This is a genomic window from Pseudomonas rhizozeae (assembly GCF_031583775.1).
In the GTDB taxonomy this organism is placed as follows: domain Bacteria; phylum Pseudomonadota; class Gammaproteobacteria; order Pseudomonadales; family Pseudomonadaceae; genus Aquipseudomonas.
On sequence record NZ_JAVLSB010000021.1, the window covers coordinates 206,304 to 223,554 of the forward strand.

A 17,251-nucleotide genomic window follows, 5' to 3' on the forward strand; every position below is an offset into this window, starting at 1 on the left:
AAACCCAGGTAGTACGAGGGTCTCAGGCCTATTTACAGCAACTGTTGAGACAAAAAGAGTGCAGCACGAATGTGACAGTTTTAAAACAAACCGATAAATAACAATTAGGCTATTTGCCACTAATGGCCACTGTTATAAAAATTTATAAGTTGGTCCATAAGTTTAAGGAATTCGCAACTTACTTAACGCTCGAGGCAAGTCGTTAAAATTTATAAAGTGCGAGGAACTCGACATCTAGGAGTTAAATCAGCCGCGCCGCCACCAGTGCGTCCGCCACGGCCTGGAACGTTGTATCCGGTACCGGATCGCCGATCACTGCGCGCTTGGCGATTTTTTCCGCCAGGGACGGGTCGCGCACTTGAGCGATGCCCCACTCGCTGGCTTGCACCAGCATCGCCGCGCCCTCCTCCGCCGAGGCTTTGCTGACCACCACCGGCACCGGGGTTTCGCCGCGCACGTAGCGCACGCCGATCACCCAGCCGCCGGCAACGCCGATCATCAGTGAAGCACGGCCAACGCCAAGCTTGGTCGCCAACGCCTGCATTTCCTGACGCTGACGCCGCAGTTCGGCCTTGATCGCCGGGTCGCCGTTGGTGTCCTTGCGCTCGCGTTTCTGTTCGCTGAGGGTCATCTTCATTTCCCGGCCGAACAGCCAGCGCTGCATCAGCACGTCCACAGCGCCCACCAGCAGGAATGCCGCCAGCACGGTGAACATCAACGGCTTGAGGATCAGGAAAAAGGTCGACTCGATACACTCGGCGCCACAACGGGACGCCTCCATCAAAGCTTGCAGCGAGTGGCGGCCGATCACGTAAAACGCCACCGCCAACAGGTGCACCTTGACCAGTCCCTTGAGGAACTCGATAAAGCTGCGCATCGAGAAAATCCGCTTGAAGCCCTCGGCGGGATTGATGTGCTTGAAATCAGGCTTGATCGGTTCGGTGGAAAACACAAAGCCGCGCATGCTCACCAGGTTGGTCAGAATCACCGTGGTCAGGGTCACCGCCATCACGGGCAAGGTCAGGCTGATCAACAACTGCTGCGCGGTATCGAGCAGACGCGGCAAGACCTTGGCGAAGGGCTCGATGTAGATCTGCGCGGTCAGGTCAATCAGCGCGGTGATTTGCGCCTGGGCCTTGGGCACGATCACCGAGATGCACAGGGTGCACGCGAGAATCACCATACCCGAGACCAAATCCTGACTCTTGGCGACCTGGCCTTTCTTGCGCGCTTCGCGCAGCTTTTTGTCCGTGGCCGGCTGGGATTTTTCTTCGCTGGTTTCACCCATCGCCAAGGTCTCCGGCCAACGGTTTCATGATTCACCGACCAGGGTCTTGAGCACCGCCACCACCCCGCGAAACTCGCTGAGCTGGTCGAGCATCACCGGGATCAGGAAGGTGATGTAGATCACCATCAGCACCGAGAAACACAGGTTTTTCACCGGCAGCGACAGGTCGAAGATGTGCAGGTTCGGCGCCATGCGCGACAGGTAGGCGAGCATCACGTCGGTGATCAGCAGCGCGATGATCAGCGGCGAAACCATCACCACGCCGACCCGCATGATCTGGTCGAGGATCGACAGCACCGCCAGCAGCGCCGACGCGGCGAACAACGGCGTGAACGCAGCAACAGGCCACAGTTGATAGCTGTGGTAGTAGCCATCGATGACCATGATGAAACCGCCGGACATAAAGAACAGGGTGATCAGCATCACCGTCAGCAGCGTCGCCATCACGCTGGACTCGCCGGACGACAGCGGGTCGACCAGTTGCGCCATGGTCGAGCCGCGTTGCAGGTCGATCATCTCCCCCGCCGCTTCGGCGGCCCAGAACGGAATGCCGAACAGCAGGCCGATCAACAGGCCAATCAGGAACTCCTTGACCATCAACCCTGCGAGAAACAGGCCGCCGTAATCGGTCAGCGAGGTGAGTACGCCGAACACCGGCATGAACATCGGGATCGAAATCGCCACGGCAACGCAGCCGCGAATCATCCCGGTCAGGCCCAGGCGATTGAAGGCCGGGGTGATCAGCACCAACCCGGTGGCGCGACACGCCGCCAGCGCCGCCGAAGTAATCACCGGGTAAGCGACCTCCACCAGCGGCGTGGCGAAACCGCCGTCCATGTCGATCAACGGGTCCACAGGGCAAAGTTGTCCAGCACCAGGCTTCCCAGTTCCACCACCTGCCCGGCTAGCAGCGGCCCGACAAATACGATCACCAGCAGCACCGCCACCAGCTTCACCACTTGCGGCAAGGTCTGGTCCTGGATTTGCGTCAGCGCCTGCAACAACCCCACGCCCATGCCCACGAGGATCGCCACGCCCAACGCCGGCGCCGAGAGAAACAGCACTGTCATCAGCGCCTGTTTCATCAGCGAAAGAAACATGTCCTGGCCCATAAGGTCACCCGTAGCTAAGGATCAAACCGTGCATCAAGCGCGACCAGCCGCTTAACGAGACAAACAACAGAATTTTCAAGGGAATCGAAATCAGCGGCGGCGAGACCATCGACATGCCCATGGCCATCAGCACATTGGAGACCAACAGGTCGACCACCAGGAATGGGATGTACAGCAGAAAACCGATCTCGAAGGCGCGGGTCAGCTCGCTGCTGACAAACGCTGGAATCAGCACCACCAGGTCGTCATCGCGCAGGTCGGCCCGGGCTTCCGGCGACCAGATGGTCTCGGTGGCCGAGACGAAGAACCCGCGCTCGGTCTCATTGGCGAACCGCGCCAGGTGCGCCTGCAACGGCGGACGCAGGGCGTCGCCGAGTTCCTTCAATTGCTCGACGTTTTCCAGGTTGATTTCACGGCCCTGCACCTGCTTGTACATGTCGTTGATCAGCGGCGTGGTCACATACACCGAGAGGATCAGCGCGATGCCGTAAAGCACCATGTTCGGCGGCGTCTGCTGGATACCCAAGGCGTTGCGCACCAGGAACAGCACCACCGAAATCTTCATGAAACCGGTCAGGGTCACCACCGCCAGCGGGATCAAACCGATGGTCGCGACCACCAGAATGATCTCGATCAGATTGGGCTGGAAGCCACTCATGCTTTGGCGAAACTCTGCAGGCGCACGCCCAGGCCTTCACCGATTTGCACCAGGTGTCCGCGCCCGACGCAACGGCCGTTGATCATCAAGTCCACGGCTTCATCGGTGCGCGGTGTCAGTTGCAGCAAGCTGCCAACGCCCAACTGTTGTAACTGCGCCAAGGACAACTCGAGGCTGCCGATCTGGCACACCAATTTGAGCGGCAAGTCATTCAAGGTCGCGTCCTCTGCACGTGGGTATTCAGGTGAGTTCATCGGGTTTTCCAGAGTCGGATTGACGGGATTCAGGGGTTCCAGCAGACGGATCGCCGCCTCACCGTGGCGTTCAGCGCGCGCTTGCAACGTGCGGTTGAGCACCAGCATTCGCTCGGCGGGTGTGTCGAGCATCACCACATCCCCTGGGCGTAAACCGCGCCAGTCAGCGAGGTTCAGCCAGGCCTGCCCGGCCTCGACCGCGAGCACCACGGCCAGCGCGGTGAAACTGTCCAGCAGCGGACGCGCCTGGGGCAGCAGCCGATCGGCGAGCAACGCGGCGGCCGTCGCGTCCATCTCCAGTTGCACAGAGTGCGCAGGGCCATGGTCGATGCTCAGCGCCAGGTGCAAATTCAGGGGTAAGTCCGTGGCCGGGAAATCGCGTTCGGCACGCACCCGTAGAGGCACGCCGAGCCGCACTTCCAGCGGTTCCAGCACGGCCAGCAACGCCAGTTCCATCAGCAGTGCATCGGCCTCGGCATCGTCACTGGCGACGGGCAACGCAGTTGGCACGGCGTTGCCGCTAATGCGCAGGCGCAGCCAGGCTTCGCCGAGGGTCAACCAGAGGTCTCGCGTGGACTCATTCAACGGCGCCGCAGCGCCCCAACTCAGCTCGATAGACTGTTCGCCGAGGGTTGCCGACCACGCCTGGCGCGGTTGGTGCAAGCGGTTGTGCAGATCGAGCCAGGCGGGATCGTGGAGTGTCAGGGTCAGGGGCGTGGCGTGCATCAATTCGCCCCTGCGGCGGAGGGTGTCTGCACACCTTCGTCGGCGTCTTCGCGGTGCTCGGCGGCGCGCAGTTCGCCGCGCTGGCGGTGCTCGACCACGCTGTCCCAGGCGTCGCACTGGCGTTGCCGGGCGAGGTGCTGCACGCGGCAGTCTTCGCGGCGCTGGAGCTGTTGGTCGCGCTGCCGGGTCATGGCGTCGGCAGCGGTTTGCAGTTGCGCTTGTTCATCGCTCAGACCTTGCAACTGGCTTTGCGCGACGTGCCACTGGGTCACCGACAGGCCGTCGGCCAACGCCGCATAGGCCTGTTGTGCTTCGCGCGCTAATTGTTCGCGGTGCCGGTGCAGGCGCTGCTTCGCCAGCGCGAGTTCACGCTCGCGTTCCTGACATTGCCGCTGTTCGACCAGCAGTTGCGTGGCGGCCCGTTGCTCGCGCAATTGCCGCAGGGCCTGCAAGTTGCGCAGTTCATGGGTTTTCATCGATGGGTTCGCCGGTTCAGGGAAGGATGGCCGCCGCTCATGCCAGCACCTCGCACAAGTGACGCAAGGTGGCGTGCGGGCCGCAGGGTTGCTCGGCGCTCTGGCGCAGGAATTGTTCGATGGCGTCGTGCCGGGCAATGGCTTCGTCAGCCAGTGGATCGCTGCCGGCGCTGTACTCGCCGACCCGGATCAGCAATTCGATGTCGGCGTAACGCGCCATCAACTCACGCACGCGCATCGCCAGGTGACGCTGTTCGTCGTTCGTCACCTGGTCCATCAAACGGCTGCGGCTGCGCAGCACATCGATGGCCGGGAAATGGTTGCGCTGGGCCAGTTCGGCGCTGAGCACCAGGTGGCCGTCGAGGATCGAACGCACTTCCTCGGCCACCGGGTCCATCGACGCATCGCCCTCGGTCAGCACCGTATACAAAGCGCTGATGCTGCCTCGCGCACCGGGTCCAGCCCGTTCGAGCAAACGCGGCAACGCGGCGAAGAACGACGGCGGATAACCGCGCCGGGTGGGCGGTTCACCGACGGCCAGACCGATCTCCCGTTGCGCTCGGGCAAAACGCGTGAGGCTGTCCATCAGCAGCAACACGTTGCGCCCCTGGTCGCGGTGGTATTCGGCCATGGCGGTGGCGACGAACGCCGCGCGCACCCGTTCGGCGGCGGGCCGGTCCGAGGTCGCCACCACTGCCACGGTGCGCGCGCGGGCCTGGGCGTCGAGTTGTACATCGAGCAATTCGCGGACTTCGCGACCGCGCTCACCGATCAGGCCAATCACGATCACATCGGCATCGGTGTGGCGGATGATGCTCGCCAGCAGCGATGACTTGCCCACCCCCGGCTCGCCGAAGATGCCCATGCGTTGCCCTTGGGCCATGGTCAGCAAGCCGTCCACCGAGCGAATGCCCAGCGCCAACGGTTGGCTGATCAGTTGACGGCTGAACGGCGACGGCGGCTCGGCGTGCAACGGGTAGCGCTGCATCGGACCGATGACCGGCATGCTCGGGTCATCGAGCACTTCGCCCATGGCGCTGACCACCCGGCCGAGCAAACCGTCGCCCACGCTGACGCCGAGGGTTTCGCCGGTGGCGACGATCCAGGTGCGGGTCGACAGGCCCTGCATGGAACCGATGGGCGAGAGAATCGCTTCGTCTTCCTCGAAACCGATGACTTCGGCGGACAAGCTGCGACCGGTGTCCGGGTCGTTCAACAGGCACAATTCGCCGATGCGCACCCCCGCCACTTTGGCGCGCAACAGCACCCCGCGAATGCTGCGCACGGTGCTTTTCATCGGTCGCGGTCGCGCCTGGCTCAGGCGCTCGCCGAGTTGCGCCATCAGCGGTTGCAACAACGGGTTCACGCCGCGCTCTCCCCTGCAAACGGCAGCAGGCTGCGGCGGATGTTCTGCAACTGCGCCTCCAGCCCGACTTCCACGGTGCCGGTCGGACCGCTGAGGCGTGCCTGGCCGGGGGCCAACTGCGCATCGGCTTCGACGTTCAGCAGCGGCGACGGCGGCGCTTCGTTGTCGAACTGTTCACGCACCGCCGCCACCTCGACGGTCGGGACGAACAGCGTCAAGTGCTGGTCCTGACGAAATGCGAGCAGTGCCTTGCGTGTGCAGGACAGCAGCAGAGCGGCGGGTTCCTGCTGGTCCAGCACTTCGCGGACTACGCCCAGCGCCAGATCAACCAATGCCGTTTCAATGCCGGCCAGGTAGCTGTCGACCTGCTGCGCGGTCTGCGCCAGGCGTTCGATCACTTGCTCATCACCGTGCCGACGGGCCTCGGCGAAGCCTTCGTCGCGGGCCGCTCGCAGCCATTGCTGGCTGTCCTGGCGCACACGTTCGGCTTCCTCCCGGGCGGCCTGCAAAAAGCCGTAGCCGTCGATCCAGGCATCGGCTTCAGCGGCGCGCAGAATGGTTGCGGTGGGCCGGCTCGGCAGTTCATTCATGGGGTTGCGCCTTATGGGTGGAGGTCAAGGTGATCGCCATCTCGCGGACGATCTGCGCGCCTTTCGCCAGGCGCGCCCCATCCTCGCCCAGGTCCGGCAGGCGCAGGCGCAGCCAGGCTTGCAGAGCAGGTGGTTGCTCGCGGAACCAGGCATTGACGCAGGCCAGACCGTCGCGCTCGATGGCGGCGATCAGTGCCGGCGGATCCAGCAACAGGTTGGCGGCGCCCGCCAGATGCCGATGCGCCAAGGCCTGGGCGTACACCTCGGCGCCCAACGCGGCGCGCAGCGGGTTAAGCACTTCGCTGCGAATCTCCCGGCTGAGGGTCACGCCATGCCACACCGCGCCACACAAACGCGGCAATTGGGCGAAAGCCTCGGCGCTCAGCAGCAGGACCGCGAGGTCGTGTTCCTCCGGCAGTGGCACGCTGACCAGCGGCGACAATTGGCGACGCGTCATCAGCAGGTGCAACAAACGCTCGCTGAATCGTGGCCGGGTGATCAGGCCGTGAATCTGCTCGACAGGGATCGACGACGCAAAGCAGGCGCGCAGGCTGTCGCCGCTGACGAAATCCAACGGCTGCGCGGTCAGTTGTTGCCACTCGGCGTATCGTTCGCTCATGGTCGCGATTCCAGCGCATACACTGACTGCCCGCGCCGCCGGGTCCACCATTGGTTGACCAGCACCCCGGCCAGCAGCAGCGCCACCAGCAACAATCCGCCGAACATCCAGCGCGCTTGCCCGAGGTTTTCTTCGAGCAGCCACAGGCCCATGAAACTGGCGAGTGCCGGCTGCCGATTGGCCTGGCTGCTGGAGGTCGCCGCCTTCACCGCGGTCACCGACACGCCTTCATAACTCAGGCCGGAGATGCCGTTAGCGACCAACGTCTTGATCTGCGGAATCAACTGATTGATGTCGGTGGACGGCTCGTAGCGCACCAGCACCGAGGCCGAGGACGGCGAGATCACCCGCTTGAGCAAATCGTTGTCCGGCAGCACCACGTGCACCCGCGCCGAGACGATGCCGTCGATCTGCGACACGCTGTGCGACAGCTCTTCGCTGAGGGCATAGATCATCTGCGCGCGTTCCTGCACGGGCGAGGCCACCAGGCCATTGCCCTTGAACACCTGACCCATGTTGGCGAATGCCTGTTGCGGCAAACCGGCGCTGTCGAGCAGCGCCATGGCCTCGGGGAAGCGTTGCTCGTCGACCACCACTTTCAATTGGCCGTCGGCCTGGACCTTGCGCGCAGCGGGAATGCCCTCGCGCAGCAACACCGCGACCATGGCGTTGGCTTCGCGCTCGCTGAGGTTGGTGTAGAGGTCCATGTCGCAGCCTTGCAACAGGCAGATCAACACGAGCAGGCCGATGAAACGCACAGGGCGGCGACGCTGGATCATGGCTTATTGGCCTTTGAGTAAGGTGTTGGCGGCGCCGGAGACTTGCGTCGCCCCGCGCACGACCATTTGCGTTTCGATGGAGTAATCGAACATTTTCCCCAGCGAGTGCACCAGTTGATCGACCTGCTGTTCTCCGACTTTTTTCGGCGCTTCGCCCGACTGCGACGGGGCTTTTTCCGCCGCGGCCAGTGCAGGTTGTTCAGTCGGCGTGGCGCCTTTGGCCACCAGGTCGGTGCGCTCGGAAAACCCGCGCGAACGGTCGATAAAACCGTTGAGGCGCTCCATCAGGTTGGCCCCCAACTCGTGCGGGCCGGCGCCTTCCGGCGTGACCTTGGCGGTGTTGGCCATGTGTTCGAACAGGCTTTGCGAAGCTTGCGCCGCGCCCGGCCCTCCTGCCGGCGGCATAGCCGCCGGTGCTGCGTTTGCTGCGAGACTGATGCTCATGGCCGGGCCCTATTCTTCGTCGTCTTCCTGAGCTTCCTTCAACAGGTTCTGCATCATCGGCATGACGATGAACTGCCCGCCGAGGACCACGGCCTGGCCCACCAGTTGATCGAGCTCATCGTCACTGAACTCGCCCGACGGCGCCGGTTCGGCCTTGGCTTTGATCGAGGCATTGTCCAGCGCCACGTTGAACTGGGCTTCCGGGGTGACGCCGCCAGGGTTGGCGTTTTCCACTGGGTTGACTGACATAGTGCTGCTCCTGAGTGAGTGCTCGATTGGGTAGGTTCAAGACTTCAAGGGTTGACTTCAGTGACACTGTTGCCACGAAACACACGCATCGGTCGGCCACGGGCGGGCGCCGCCGCCACCGGTTTCACCGTTTGATCAAGGTGCTGCTGGACCCGCGCCAGAAACGGCGGGGCGCCAAACACCAGCAACTCGTTTCCGTCGGCGCTGGCGCGCACCGACAGCGGCTGGCCATACACGTCCAGGCCATCGAGCCAGCCGTGCAATTGCTCGATATTGGTTGATGAACGATTGAACAGACGCGTGGCGGCTTCGTCTTCGGCGTGGACGTACAGCATGTGGCCGTCGAAATACCAACTGAGATGATTGGAGTCGCTGAGCAGCGTCAAAAATTGCCCGGCGCTGTCGGCGCGCAGGTTGCCCCGCGAACGACCGCGGACCTTGTCCGAGAGCACCATGATCAGCCCTAGGTGATGACCGAACTCATTGAGCGCGGCGCGCAAATCCTGATCCACCAGCACGTAGGGATAGGGTTCGGCGTACCAGTCCGGCTGTTTCTGTGCAGCGCTTTGCGCGGCCAGCGACGGCCATGCGACGACGGCGGCGAGGCACGCCAGCAACACGATCAGAACGTTACGCATGATCGCCACCGATGGTGCATGCCACGCCAATAAAGAGGTCGCTATTGGAGGCAAAGTTGGTAGAGTCGCTGGCAGATTTCATCCCTGATTCGCGCCGCTGGGTTGTCACCTCGGCGCTGGCGTCACTTCCGACCCGAGAGCCTTGTTCATGCGAAACATCCTTGCCTGTTCCCTGCTGCTGAGCGGCGCTGTATTGCTGGCCGGTTGCGCCAGCCAGTCGACGCCCGACAGCGGATACGAGCGTTTCATGCGCCTGGCTGCCGACGTGGAAAAACGCGGCGACCCGGCCACCGCCGCGGCGTTGTACGAGCGGGCGAGTACGCAACCGGGCGCCGGCCTCGAGGTGTGGCTGAAACTCGGCCAGACCCGTCTCGACAGCCGCGACCCGCGAGGGGCCGAACGCGCGTTCCAGCAAGCCCTCGAACTGGACCCGAACAACGCGCAAGGCCTGCTCGGCCTCGGCACCGCGCAACTGCGCGAAGGCAAACTGGAGCGCGCGGTGAACGCCTTGAGCCAGGCCGCCAGCACCTCGAAACAGCCAGTCGCTTACAACCGCTTGGGTATTGCGCAGATTTTGCGCGGCCAGCCGGGCGCGGCGCAGGCAGCGTTCAAGCAGAGCCTGAGCCTGGCGCCGGCGGACCTCGACACACAATCCAACCTGGCCCTGGCCTACGCCTTGGGCGGTCAATCGCAACAAGCCTTGAGCGACATTCGAAAAGTCAGTCAATCGCCCCGGGCGCAGGCGCGGCACCAGCGCAACGAACTGTTGGTGATGGTGCTCGCCGGGCACGAGCAAGACGCCCTGAGCACGCCGCTGGACGACATCAGCCCCGCCGAACGCCAGCAATTGCTGGTGGAAGCGCGCCGCATCAAAGCCATCAGCGACCCGCAGGCCCAGGCCCGCGAACTGGGGTTGATCGACAGTCAGTGAAGCGGCGCGGTTCATTGGCCCTCCTTGGTGTCGACGCTGGCCCGTTGTTCGGCCTGGCGTCGACGCAGCTCTTCACGGTCGTAACCGTCGATGTACACCTGCGCCGCGCGGCCGACCGGCGCCGCCATCGTCGGCCCGGTGGCGCGGCCCTGGGTCAGGTCCTGGCGCTGCTCGACCATTTGCAACAGGTTCAGCGCATTGGCACAGCCCAACGCCAGCGACGGCCGATAGTCCTCGGCCAGCTCGAACTGATCCGGCGCCGAGGGTTTCAGGCACTCGACCGGCGTCAGCTCGACCCGGCCATCGGCGCCGCGAGTGGCCTGGTAATCCGGTGAATAAGAGACCGGGTCCAGGTGCGTCTTGCAGCCCGCCAGTGCGGTGATCAGCAACAGGCCAAGCAACGGTGGAAAATACGTCATCGGTGCGCCTCGATCAGTTCATGTAGAAGCCGAATTTGCCGCCGCTGCGCGGTCCGGCGGACAGCGTCGTGGCCTCGGCGCGCTGGGCATCCAGCGGTGTCGCCAGGGTGCGACCGCGTACCGGCTCCACCAGGTACGGGGTAATCAGGATCACCAGTTCGGTTTCGTTGCGCTGGAAGCGTTTGGAGCGAAACAGGTTGCCGAGAATCGGCACGTCGCCCAACAGCGGCAGCTTGTCCATGTCCTGGCTGCTCTCGCGCTGGAACAGCCCGGCGATGGCGAAGGTCTGGCCGCTGCCGACTTCCACCCGGGTATCGGCGCGGCGCACGCGGAACGACGGCACGCGAAACTCGCCCAGCTCCACGGTGCTGCCCATCAGGCTGCTGACTTCCGGGCGCACTTGCAGGGCGATGCGGCCGTTGGGCAGCAGAGTCGGGGTGAACATCAGCGACACGCCGAACGGCTTGTACTCGATGCCCACCACGTCGCGGTTGACCGGCACCGGAATCGCCACTTCGCCACCGGCGAGGAAACTGGCGGTCTGCCCGGTCATGGCGGTGATGTTCGGTTCGGCGAGGATTTCCAGGATGCCGTTGCTTTGCAGGGCTTCAAGCAAAGTGTCGACGTTGACGTTGCCGGAACTGAGCCCGGCGCTGATCACGTTGGTCGCCCCCGAGGCGACATCCGACGCCAGGGCACCGCCGGTGATCAGGCCGAAGGAAAAGGTGCCGTTGTTGAACAAGGCATTCCAGTTGACGCCGTAGCGCAGCAGTTCGGTGCGAGAGACTTCGGCGAAGCGCACGCGGATATTGACCTGGGCGGAACCTGTGTAAGTGGCGCTGTTCAACGCGCTCTGGAAGTTCTGCCCCTCGCTGCTGAGCAAGGCGTTCAGGTCGGTGGCCTCGGCAACACTGCCCACGGAGCCTTTGGCGATCAGGCGATTGCCGCTGGCTTCGACCTGCGCCCCGGTGCCGGGATGCAGCGCTTTCAAGGGTTGCACCACCGCTTGCGTGCCGCTGTTGACGCTCACCGCCAGCGCGGCGATTTCCTGGCCGTCGCCGCCCAAGGCAATCAGCGAGGTCTGCCCCGGCGTCTTGCCGAACACGTAGATCACCCCCGGTGACACCACTTGCAGATCCGCCACGGCGGGATCAGCCACCAGCACCGATTCCACCGGTGCGGCGAAGTGCAAGACCTTGCCTTCGCTCAGCGCCAAGTCAAGGCTGCCGCGGCTGCCGGAGCGAATGTCCTGGGCCTGGGCGTGCGATGGCAGCGGTATCCAGCACACTGCGGCGAGGCACAGGGCAATTCGTCGAAAACAGGTCATGAAGCGCTCGCCAGTGAAGTGACCGTCGCGGCAACAGGCTCGCGGCGGTGGGTGATTTCGTTTAGCCCAAGTGTGGCCAGGGCTTGCAGGTGGTATTCGCTGGCCAGTTCGCGGAACGACAACACCGCCAGCTCCAGTTCGCCGCGATCCGCCAGGCGTCGCAGGCCGCGCCGCAGTTCCGGGTGCGCCAGCAATACGCCGGTGACGCCGGGCGCCAGCGGCGCGCACACCTGGCGCATCTGCATCAGCAGGGCGCGGTTCAACTCTTCGGGAAACTGGTCGCGGCCATGCTCCTTTTTCCGCAGCGCCGAGCGCAGTTGTTCCTCCAAACGCGGCGCCAGCACGAAGGCGCTGATCACTCGGTTGCGGTCGGCGTGCTGATGGCAAATCTGCCGGGCCAGGGCGCTGCGCAAGTGTTCCGCCAGTTGCGTGGCGTCCGCTTCGCGCGGGCCCCACTCGACCATGGCTTCGAGCAACGCCCGTTGATTGCGGATCGACACGCCTTCGCTGATCAGCAAGCGCAGCGCTTCGGCCATGCGCTGGATCGGCAGGCCGCGCAGTACTTCCTTAACCAGTTCGCCGTAACTGCTTTCGGCACGTTCGAGGATCGCCCGGGTTTCCTGGATGCCGAGGAAATCACCGACGTAACGGCGCAACGTGCGATCAACCAATGCGCGGAGAATTTCATCCGGGTACAGGAAGCCGATGCCAGCGGTTTTCAGCGCTGCCTCATGCTGAATTTCGATCCAGTGCGCGGGGCGCCAGTCGAGGGGCGAGTCGGCTTCGAGCAGCGGGATCTGCGACAGGTGCAGGTGCACCGGATCGTCTTGCAGTAACAGGTGATCGGCCGGCATCGTCCCTTCACTGACCGGCACGCCTTCAAGCTCGATGCGAAAGTGTTCCGCTGCTGCGGAGCGCTCGACATAGACCTCCGGCACCGGCACTTCGAGGCCGAGATCGGCGCGGATCTCGTGGCCCAGCGACTCCAGGCGCTGACGCAAACCGTGCACCGGCGCCGAAGCGGCCAGCGCCGAACCGAGGATCAACAGCACACGGCTGTCCAAGGGTTTGCTGGTCTGCTCGATGGGCTCATGGACTGCTTCGGCGACCGGTTCTTCCACGACGGCCTCGACCGGCGCTTCTTCGGTTGCGGCTTTCTGCCGCCGGTGCATCAGCAACGCTGCGCCGCCGAACAGCAGCGCGAGAATAAGGAACACCGTCGATGGAAAGCCCGGCAGCAGGCTCATGCCTGCCAGGATCAGACCGGTCAACGCTAACGCGCGGTGGCTGGCCCCTAGTTGCCGGATGATTTCCGAGCCCAGGTCGCCCTGCACGCCTTCGCCGTTGACCCGGGTGACCACGGTGCCCGCCGCCACGGAAATCATCAGCGCCGGAATCTGCGCGATCAACCCATCGCCCACCGAGAGCAAGGTGTAGGTGTGCGCCGCATCGGCGAAGGCCATGTCCCGTTCGAGCATGCCGATCACCATGCCGCCCAGCAGGTTCACCGCGAGGATCACCAGGCTGGCGATGGCGTCGCCCTTGACGAATTTCATCGCCCCGTCCATCGCGCCGAACATCTGGCTCTCGCGCTCGACCCGCGAGCGGCGGCGGCGTGCTTCCGGTTGATCGATGTCGCCGTTGCGCAGGTCGTTGTCGATGCTCATCTGCTTGCCGGGCATCGCGTCCAGGGTGAAACGCGCCGCCACTTCGGCCACCCGCTCCGCACCTTTGGTGATGACGATGAACTGGGCGATGGTGATGATCAGGAACACCACCAGACCCACCACCACTTGCCCGCCAATCACGAAATCGCCGAACGCCTTGACGATGTGCCCGGCGTCGCCGTGCAGCAGGATCAGGCGCGTGGTGGTGATCGACAGCGCCAGGCGAAACAGCGTGCTGAGCAAAATCAGCGGCGGCAGCGCGGAGAAATCCACCGAGTGCGAGATGTAGAACGCGAGGATCAGGATCAACAGGCTCAGGGCAATGTTGATGGCGATCAGGCCGTCCACCAGAAAGGTCGGCAGCGGGATGATCATCATCGCGATGGCCATGAGCATGAATGCGACGATGATCACGTCGGTACGCTTGGACGCAATTTGCGCCAGGCCATTGAGTCGGGACACGACGCGCATTGACGGGTTACTCATGGGATTGCCGGCGGGCGGCGAGGTAACGTTTGAAGCATTGGCGCGCTGCATCGTGATCGGCGCCAAGCCATAGCGCGCGGCTGCGCAGCAGCAACGAACTGGCCGACTCACCCTGCAGCGCCACCAGCCGGTCGAGGGCATTGAGTGCGCGGGAGGCGTTACCGGTTTCGATGAACAGCAGCGCCAGGCGACTGAGCAGCGCGCCGTCTTCTGGCGCCACGTGCGCCGCGATCAGCAGCAACACCAGCGCCCGTGGCGCCTGGCCGCCGCGCCGATACAAATCGGCGAGGCCCTTGAGCAACTCGACGCCCTCGCGGTCGCGCCGGGACATCAGCCTTGCCCCTGCGAACGCTGGGCTTCCAATGCCGTGCGCGTCTGGATCTCTTCGCGGATCAGCGCCTCGGCCAGTTGTTGCGTCTCGGGGTCGGCGTCCATGGCCGGCACGATGTGCCGCAGCACGTGATCGAGGATGTCGAGGGAACGCCGATTGCCGAACAGTTCGGCGCTGATGCTTTCGCTGTCGGCGGTTTTTTCCGCTTCACCGCGCAGGGAGCGCCGGGCGCGGATTTCGCGACTGCTGAGCACCGCATCAAACGCCTGGGACTGGCGCGCGTGCGTTGGCTTGAGCTCCTCCACCGGGGCGGTGCGAGGGCTTGGCGCCAGCGGCAGATGGGGTTCGATCTTCATTCAGGAGTCTGCATAAGATGTCCGGCCGGGAGGGTTACAACGTGAGGCTGAAGCGTTCGTCGCCACGGGACAACACCACCGCGTCAGGATCGATGCGCTCCAGCACCCAGTCGTCCGGCAGAGCCGCGCCGGGATACAGACGCTTGCCGCTGTCGCTGATCACGTAGGGGTCGGTGCCGAACCACACAGCCTGGAAGCGCACGCGCGGCGCGGCGATGTCGGCCCGCTGGGTCACGCTGGAGCGCAAGATCACTTGGCCGCCGAAACGCTGGTCGAAACGCTGTTGCAGATCGGCCCAGCGCGACTTGAGCGGCCGATCGAACACGCCTTTGGCGAGGAGCTGGTCGCCGGCGGTTTCGAGGGTGATGGCGGGGAAACCGTCGCTGCGCAGTTGTGCTTCGAGCCAGGTGCGAGCTTCTTTCAGGGTCAGCACCGGTTGGCTCGCTGTCGTGGCCACACGAGACGCCACGGCCAGCGCTGGCTGGCTCCGCTCAGGGGCGCTTTGCAGAGCAAACGCCGAGCCCCCCAGCAACAACGCCACCAGCGCGACCATCCACAGCCAGCGGCTATCATCGCGGCGCGGTGCGTTTGTGGTGCCTGTTGCGGGGCCGACTTGCTCAATCTGCAATCGAGCAGCGCCGATATGGATGTTCACCGGCAACCGCGCGCGATGGCCGCTGCCCATGGGCACGTTGATCGATTGCCCGCCACGCACAACGCGCACGTCGCCGCCGCGTGCTTCGATGGCCAGCTCACGTTCAGTCATGCGCAGGTGCAGGTGTTCGTCGGCGATACCCGGATCGCTGAGCACTAAATCACAGTGCAAACCCGCGCCGAGGACATACACCGGTTGATCGAGCGACAACGCCACGCCTTGATGCACGCCGTCGAGGATGCTCAGCAGCGGACGTTGGGCCTGGGGTGTCGTGGACAGGGAAATCAGGGCCGTCATGATTGGGATACCACCCTTTGAATCCACAGGGCACATCGGGGTGACTGCCGAGGAAAATCATGATGATTAATCATTGGCGAAGTGCGAAAACTTGCGGGCAGCGAGGCCGCCGCCCGCAAACACGACTTATTAGTTAGGTCGTTGTTTCGTAGCGTCAAGTTCAGCTTTTTTCTGGGTGCTGATCAAAGTAATTTGAGCAGACTTCTCGATCGCCATATCAAATACGGCGGCCATTTTATCAATAGCGGCTTGGGAGTTACCGGAGCTTACTGGAGGCACGTCAGACATGTTCAACATCCTTCTTCAAGTAGGTAAGTTTCTCGAAAGCCAACAACTGCATGGCTTGTGTACCAACCGCAGGGGCTGTCTGGCTGGCACATCGAAAGACTACTTAGAAAAGATCGAACATCGTTGTGAAAGCTTGTGAAAGGTTTTTCACAGGTTAAGTTGTGCATAAAACCAATATCAAGTTGATATCACTAAACTGTTATTTAGCCAATTATCTGTGACTTGGCACACAGTTAAATTGTTATCGAACGAATAACAGAAACAATTTAACCGGGATGAATGGTTAGTTGAATTATCCGAATGAGTAAATGCAAGACTGGGTCGCCGCATCGACGTGGCGATGGATGCCCGGAGGCCGACTGCGTAGAGTGGGCAGAAAACACACAAGGACCACCTTATGTGCCTGATCGTTTTTGCCTGGCGGCCGGGGCACACCCAACCGCTGATCGTGGCGGCCAACCGCGACGAATTTTACGCCCGGCCCAGCCTGCCGCTGGGGCAATGGCCGGAAGCGCCGCAAGTGCATGCCGGTCGTGATCTGGAGGCTGGCGGCACTTGGCTCGGGGTCGGCGACCACGGCCGCTTTGCGGCGCTCACCAACATCCGCGACCCGCAGCAAGCGCCCGCCCGCAAATCCCGTGGTGAACTGGTGGCGCGTTTTCTCAGCGGCGAGATGCCGATTGATGATTATTTGACCGATGTGGTCGGGCGCTCGACGGAATACGCCGGATTCAACCTGCTGGTCGGCAACAGCCATGAGTTGTGGCACTACAACGCGCGGGAACGGGAAGCGGTGTTGCTGGCGCCGGGGGTCTACGGCTTATCGAATGCCGGGCTGGACACGCCGTGGCCCAAACTGCTGAAGGCCCGCGCCGGCCTTGAGGCGTTGCTGGACGATCCCCGGCCTGAGACGTTGCTGGCGCTGTTGAACGATCCGCAACCCGCCCCCGTCAACGAGTTACCGGACACCGGCGTCGGGCTGGCCACCGAGACGTTGCTGTCGAGCGTGTTCATCGCCAGCCCCACGTATGGCACGCGAGCGAGCACGGTGTTGATCGTCCAGGCGGATGGTTCGCGGTGGATGGTCGAGCGCAGTTTTGGGCCGTATGGCGGGCATTTGGGGGAGGTGGAGCTCAGGTTGTAGTGCGCGGTTGACTGGGCTGACGTTATCGTAGGCCAGCTCCCACAGGGGGCTTTGTCGTATGTGACTTCAGTGTCTACCGACTTCTTCGCGAGTAGACTCCCACATTGGATGTGTGAACAGCACAAATCCCTGTGGGAGCTGGCTTGCCAGC

Annotated in this window: 22 protein-coding genes; 2 read left to right on the forward strand and 20 right to left on the reverse strand. The window is 63.4% G+C overall.

The window, feature by feature from the left end; translation table 11 throughout:
• Positions 1-241: 241 nt before the first annotated feature.
• The 13 genes from RG836_RS05215 to RG836_RS05275 form a co-directional block, all read right to left on the reverse strand.
• Positions 242-1,288, reverse strand: coding sequence for an EscU/YscU/HrcU family type III secretion system export apparatus switch protein (locus tag RG836_RS05215; RefSeq protein ID WP_310843735.1), 1,047 nt, complete (start codon positions 1,286-1,288; stop codon positions 242-244).
• A 24-nt stretch (positions 1,289-1,312) separates the two neighbouring features.
• The gene (gene sctT / locus RG836_RS05220; protein ID WP_310844439.1) at positions 1,313-2,125 is read right to left on the reverse strand and encodes a type III secretion system export apparatus subunit SctT; all 813 of its coding nucleotides are present in this window, start codon (positions 2,123-2,125) and stop codon (positions 1,313-1,315) included.
• 5 nt (positions 2,126-2,130) lie between these two features.
• Positions 2,131-2,400 carry an EscS/YscS/HrcS family type III secretion system export apparatus protein gene (locus RG836_RS05225; RefSeq protein WP_310843737.1) on the reverse strand — a complete coding sequence of 90 codons (270 nt, stop codon included), beginning with the start codon at positions 2,398-2,400 and terminating at the stop codon, positions 2,131-2,133.
• Between the two features lie 4 nt (positions 2,401-2,404).
• A complete protein-coding gene (gene sctR, locus RG836_RS05230; RefSeq protein ID WP_310843740.1) occupies positions 2,405-3,058 on the reverse strand; it encodes a type III secretion system export apparatus subunit SctR in 654 nt (217 codons plus the stop codon).
• Positions 3,055-4,038, reverse strand: a complete 984-nt coding sequence (gene sctQ / locus RG836_RS05235; RefSeq protein WP_310843742.1) for a type III secretion system cytoplasmic ring protein SctQ — start codon at positions 4,036-4,038, stop codon at positions 3,055-3,057. The genes sctR and sctQ overlap by 4 nt, the downstream gene beginning before the upstream one ends.
• Positions 4,038-4,514 carry a hypothetical protein gene (locus RG836_RS05240; protein ID WP_310843744.1) on the reverse strand — a complete coding sequence of 159 codons (477 nt, stop codon included), beginning with the start codon at positions 4,512-4,514 and terminating at the stop codon, positions 4,038-4,040. The genes sctQ and RG836_RS05240 overlap by 1 nt, the downstream gene beginning before the upstream one ends.
• Positions 4,515-4,551: 37 nt before the next feature.
• Positions 4,552-5,856 (reverse strand): FliI/YscN family ATPase, encoded by a 1,305-nt coding sequence (locus RG836_RS05245; RefSeq protein WP_310844440.1) that lies wholly within the window; start codon positions 5,854-5,856, stop codon positions 4,552-4,554.
• Between the two features lie 20 nt (positions 5,857-5,876).
• The gene (locus RG836_RS05250; RefSeq protein ID WP_310843745.1) at positions 5,877-6,470 is read right to left on the reverse strand and encodes a FliH/SctL family protein; all 594 of its coding nucleotides are present in this window, start codon (positions 6,468-6,470) and stop codon (positions 5,877-5,879) included.
• Positions 6,463-7,089, reverse strand: a complete 627-nt coding sequence (locus RG836_RS05255) for a type III secretion protein (RefSeq protein ID WP_310843747.1) — start codon at positions 7,087-7,089, stop codon at positions 6,463-6,465. Before RG836_RS05255 ends, RG836_RS05250 begins: the two co-directional genes overlap by 8 nt.
• Positions 7,086-7,868, reverse strand: a complete 783-nt coding sequence (gene sctJ / locus RG836_RS05260; RefSeq protein ID WP_310843749.1) for a type III secretion system inner membrane ring lipoprotein SctJ — start codon at positions 7,866-7,868, stop codon at positions 7,086-7,088. The genes RG836_RS05255 and sctJ overlap by 4 nt, the downstream gene beginning before the upstream one ends.
• 3 nt (positions 7,869-7,871) lie before the next feature.
• Entirely contained in the window at positions 7,872-8,216 is a 345-nt protein-coding gene (locus RG836_RS05265; protein WP_409078056.1) for a hypothetical protein, read from the reverse strand.
• 105 nt (positions 8,217-8,321) lie between these two features.
• Positions 8,322-8,561, reverse strand: coding sequence for a hypothetical protein (locus RG836_RS05270; RefSeq protein WP_310843753.1), 240 nt, complete (start codon positions 8,559-8,561; stop codon positions 8,322-8,324).
• 44 nt (positions 8,562-8,605) lie between these two features.
• Positions 8,606-9,199 (reverse strand): type III secretion protein, encoded by a 594-nt coding sequence (locus RG836_RS05275; RefSeq protein ID WP_310843755.1) that lies wholly within the window; start codon positions 9,197-9,199, stop codon positions 8,606-8,608.
• A 148-nt stretch (positions 9,200-9,347) separates the two neighbouring features.
• On the opposite strand from RG836_RS05275, the gene RG836_RS05280 reads away from it, so the two are divergent.
• Positions 9,348-10,130, forward strand: coding sequence for a tetratricopeptide repeat protein (locus RG836_RS05280; protein WP_310843757.1), 783 nt, complete (start codon positions 9,348-9,350; stop codon positions 10,128-10,130).
• 11 nt (positions 10,131-10,141) lie between these two features.
• Here the strand turns inward: RG836_RS05280 and RG836_RS05285 are convergent, their stop codons facing one another.
• The 7 genes from RG836_RS05285 to RG836_RS05315 all read right to left on the reverse strand — a co-directional run bounded on the left by RG836_RS05285 (position 10,142) and on the right by RG836_RS05315 (position 15,956).
• A complete protein-coding gene (locus RG836_RS05285; protein WP_310843759.1) occupies positions 10,142-10,549 on the reverse strand; it encodes a hypothetical protein in 408 nt (135 codons plus the stop codon).
• A 13-nt stretch (positions 10,550-10,562) separates the two neighbouring features.
• The gene (locus tag RG836_RS05290) at positions 10,563-11,876 is read right to left on the reverse strand and encodes a type II and III secretion system protein family protein (protein ID WP_310843760.1); all 1,314 of its coding nucleotides are present in this window, start codon (positions 11,874-11,876) and stop codon (positions 10,563-10,565) included.
• Positions 11,873-14,014: a type III secretion system export apparatus subunit SctV gene (gene sctV / locus RG836_RS05295; RefSeq protein WP_310844441.1), complete on the reverse strand. Its 2,142-nt coding sequence runs from the start codon at positions 14,012-14,014 to the stop codon at positions 11,873-11,875. Before sctV ends, RG836_RS05290 begins: the two co-directional genes overlap by 4 nt.
• Positions 14,015-14,021: 7 nt before the next feature.
• Positions 14,022-14,360 carry a tetratricopeptide repeat protein gene (locus RG836_RS05300; protein WP_310843763.1) on the reverse strand — a complete coding sequence of 113 codons (339 nt, stop codon included), beginning with the start codon at positions 14,358-14,360 and terminating at the stop codon, positions 14,022-14,024.
• Positions 14,360-14,716, reverse strand: a complete 357-nt coding sequence (locus tag RG836_RS05305; protein WP_310843765.1) for a hypothetical protein — start codon at positions 14,714-14,716, stop codon at positions 14,360-14,362. Before RG836_RS05305 ends, RG836_RS05300 begins: the two co-directional genes overlap by 1 nt.
• 34 nt (positions 14,717-14,750) lie before the next feature.
• Positions 14,751-15,668: a SctD/MshK family protein gene (locus RG836_RS05310; protein ID WP_310843766.1), complete on the reverse strand. Its 918-nt coding sequence runs from the start codon at positions 15,666-15,668 to the stop codon at positions 14,751-14,753.
• A gap of 129 nt (positions 15,669-15,797) precedes the next feature.
• Complete coding sequence (locus RG836_RS05315) at positions 15,798-15,956, reverse strand: hypothetical protein (protein ID WP_310843768.1); 159 nt, start codon at positions 15,954-15,956, stop codon at positions 15,798-15,800.
• Positions 15,957-16,353: 397 nt separating this feature from the next.
• Between RG836_RS05315 and RG836_RS05320 the strand changes: the two genes are divergently transcribed.
• Entirely contained in the window at positions 16,354-17,100 is a 747-nt protein-coding gene (locus RG836_RS05320; RefSeq protein ID WP_310843770.1) for an NRDE family protein, read from the forward strand.
• The last annotated feature ends 151 nt before the right edge of the window (positions 17,101-17,251 follow it).

What these genes read in the sequence shown, in the direction of transcription:
- RG836_RS05215 (WP_310843735.1), bottom strand. Translation starts at nt 1,288, where the DNA reads ATGGGTGAAACCAGCGAAGAAAAATCCCAGCCGGCCACGGACAAAAAG.
- sctT (WP_310844439.1), bottom strand. Translation starts at nt 2,125, where the DNA reads ATGGACGGCGGTTTCGCCACGCCGCTGGTGGAGGTCGCTTACCCGGTG.
- RG836_RS05225 (WP_310843737.1), bottom strand. Translation starts at nt 2,400, where the DNA reads ATGGGCCAGGACATGTTTCTTTCGCTGATGAAACAGGCGCTGATGACA.
- sctR (WP_310843740.1), bottom strand. Translation starts at nt 3,058, where the DNA reads ATGAGTGGCTTCCAGCCCAATCTGATCGAGATCATTCTGGTGGTCGCG.
- sctQ (WP_310843742.1), bottom strand. Translation starts at nt 4,038, where the DNA reads ATGCACGCCACGCCCCTGACCCTGACACTCCACGATCCCGCCTGGCTC.
- RG836_RS05240 (WP_310843744.1), bottom strand. Translation starts at nt 4,514, where the DNA reads ATGAAAACCCATGAACTGCGCAACTTGCAGGCCCTGCGGCAATTGCGC.
- RG836_RS05245 (WP_310844440.1), bottom strand. Translation starts at nt 5,856, where the DNA reads ATGGCGCAACTCGGCGAGCGCCTGAGCCAGGCGCGACCGCGACCGATG.
- RG836_RS05250 (WP_310843745.1), bottom strand. Translation starts at nt 6,470, where the DNA reads ATGAATGAACTGCCGAGCCGGCCCACCGCAACCATTCTGCGCGCCGCT.
- RG836_RS05255 (WP_310843747.1), bottom strand. Translation starts at nt 7,089, where the DNA reads ATGAGCGAACGATACGCCGAGTGGCAACAACTGACCGCGCAGCCGTTG.
- sctJ (WP_310843749.1), bottom strand. Translation starts at nt 7,868, where the DNA reads ATGATCCAGCGTCGCCGCCCTGTGCGTTTCATCGGCCTGCTCGTGTTG.
- RG836_RS05265 (WP_409078056.1), bottom strand. Translation starts at nt 8,216, where the DNA reads ATGGCCAACACCGCCAAGGTCACGCCGGAAGGCGCCGGCCCGCACGAG.
- RG836_RS05270 (WP_310843753.1), bottom strand. Translation starts at nt 8,561, where the DNA reads ATGTCAGTCAACCCAGTGGAAAACGCCAACCCTGGCGGCGTCACCCCG.
- RG836_RS05275 (WP_310843755.1), bottom strand. Translation starts at nt 9,199, where the DNA reads ATGCGTAACGTTCTGATCGTGTTGCTGGCGTGCCTCGCCGCCGTCGTC.
- RG836_RS05280 (WP_310843757.1), top strand. Translation starts at nt 9,348, where the DNA reads ATGCGAAACATCCTTGCCTGTTCCCTGCTGCTGAGCGGCGCTGTATTG.
- RG836_RS05285 (WP_310843759.1), bottom strand. Translation starts at nt 10,549, where the DNA reads ATGACGTATTTTCCACCGTTGCTTGGCCTGTTGCTGATCACCGCACTG.
- RG836_RS05290 (WP_310843760.1), bottom strand. Translation starts at nt 11,876, where the DNA reads ATGACCTGTTTTCGACGAATTGCCCTGTGCCTCGCCGCAGTGTGCTGG.
- sctV (WP_310844441.1), bottom strand. Translation starts at nt 14,014, where the DNA reads ATGCGCGTCGTGTCCCGACTCAATGGCCTGGCGCAAATTGCGTCCAAG.
- RG836_RS05300 (WP_310843763.1), bottom strand. Translation starts at nt 14,360, where the DNA reads ATGTCCCGGCGCGACCGCGAGGGCGTCGAGTTGCTCAAGGGCCTCGCC.
- RG836_RS05305 (WP_310843765.1), bottom strand. Translation starts at nt 14,716, where the DNA reads ATGAAGATCGAACCCCATCTGCCGCTGGCGCCAAGCCCTCGCACCGCC.
- RG836_RS05310 (WP_310843766.1), bottom strand. Translation starts at nt 15,668, where the DNA reads ATGACGGCCCTGATTTCCCTGTCCACGACACCCCAGGCCCAACGTCCG.
- RG836_RS05315 (WP_310843768.1), bottom strand. Translation starts at nt 15,956, where the DNA reads ATGTCTGACGTGCCTCCAGTAAGCTCCGGTAACTCCCAAGCCGCTATT.
- RG836_RS05320 (WP_310843770.1), top strand. Translation starts at nt 16,354, where the DNA reads ATGTGCCTGATCGTTTTTGCCTGGCGGCCGGGGCACACCCAACCGCTG.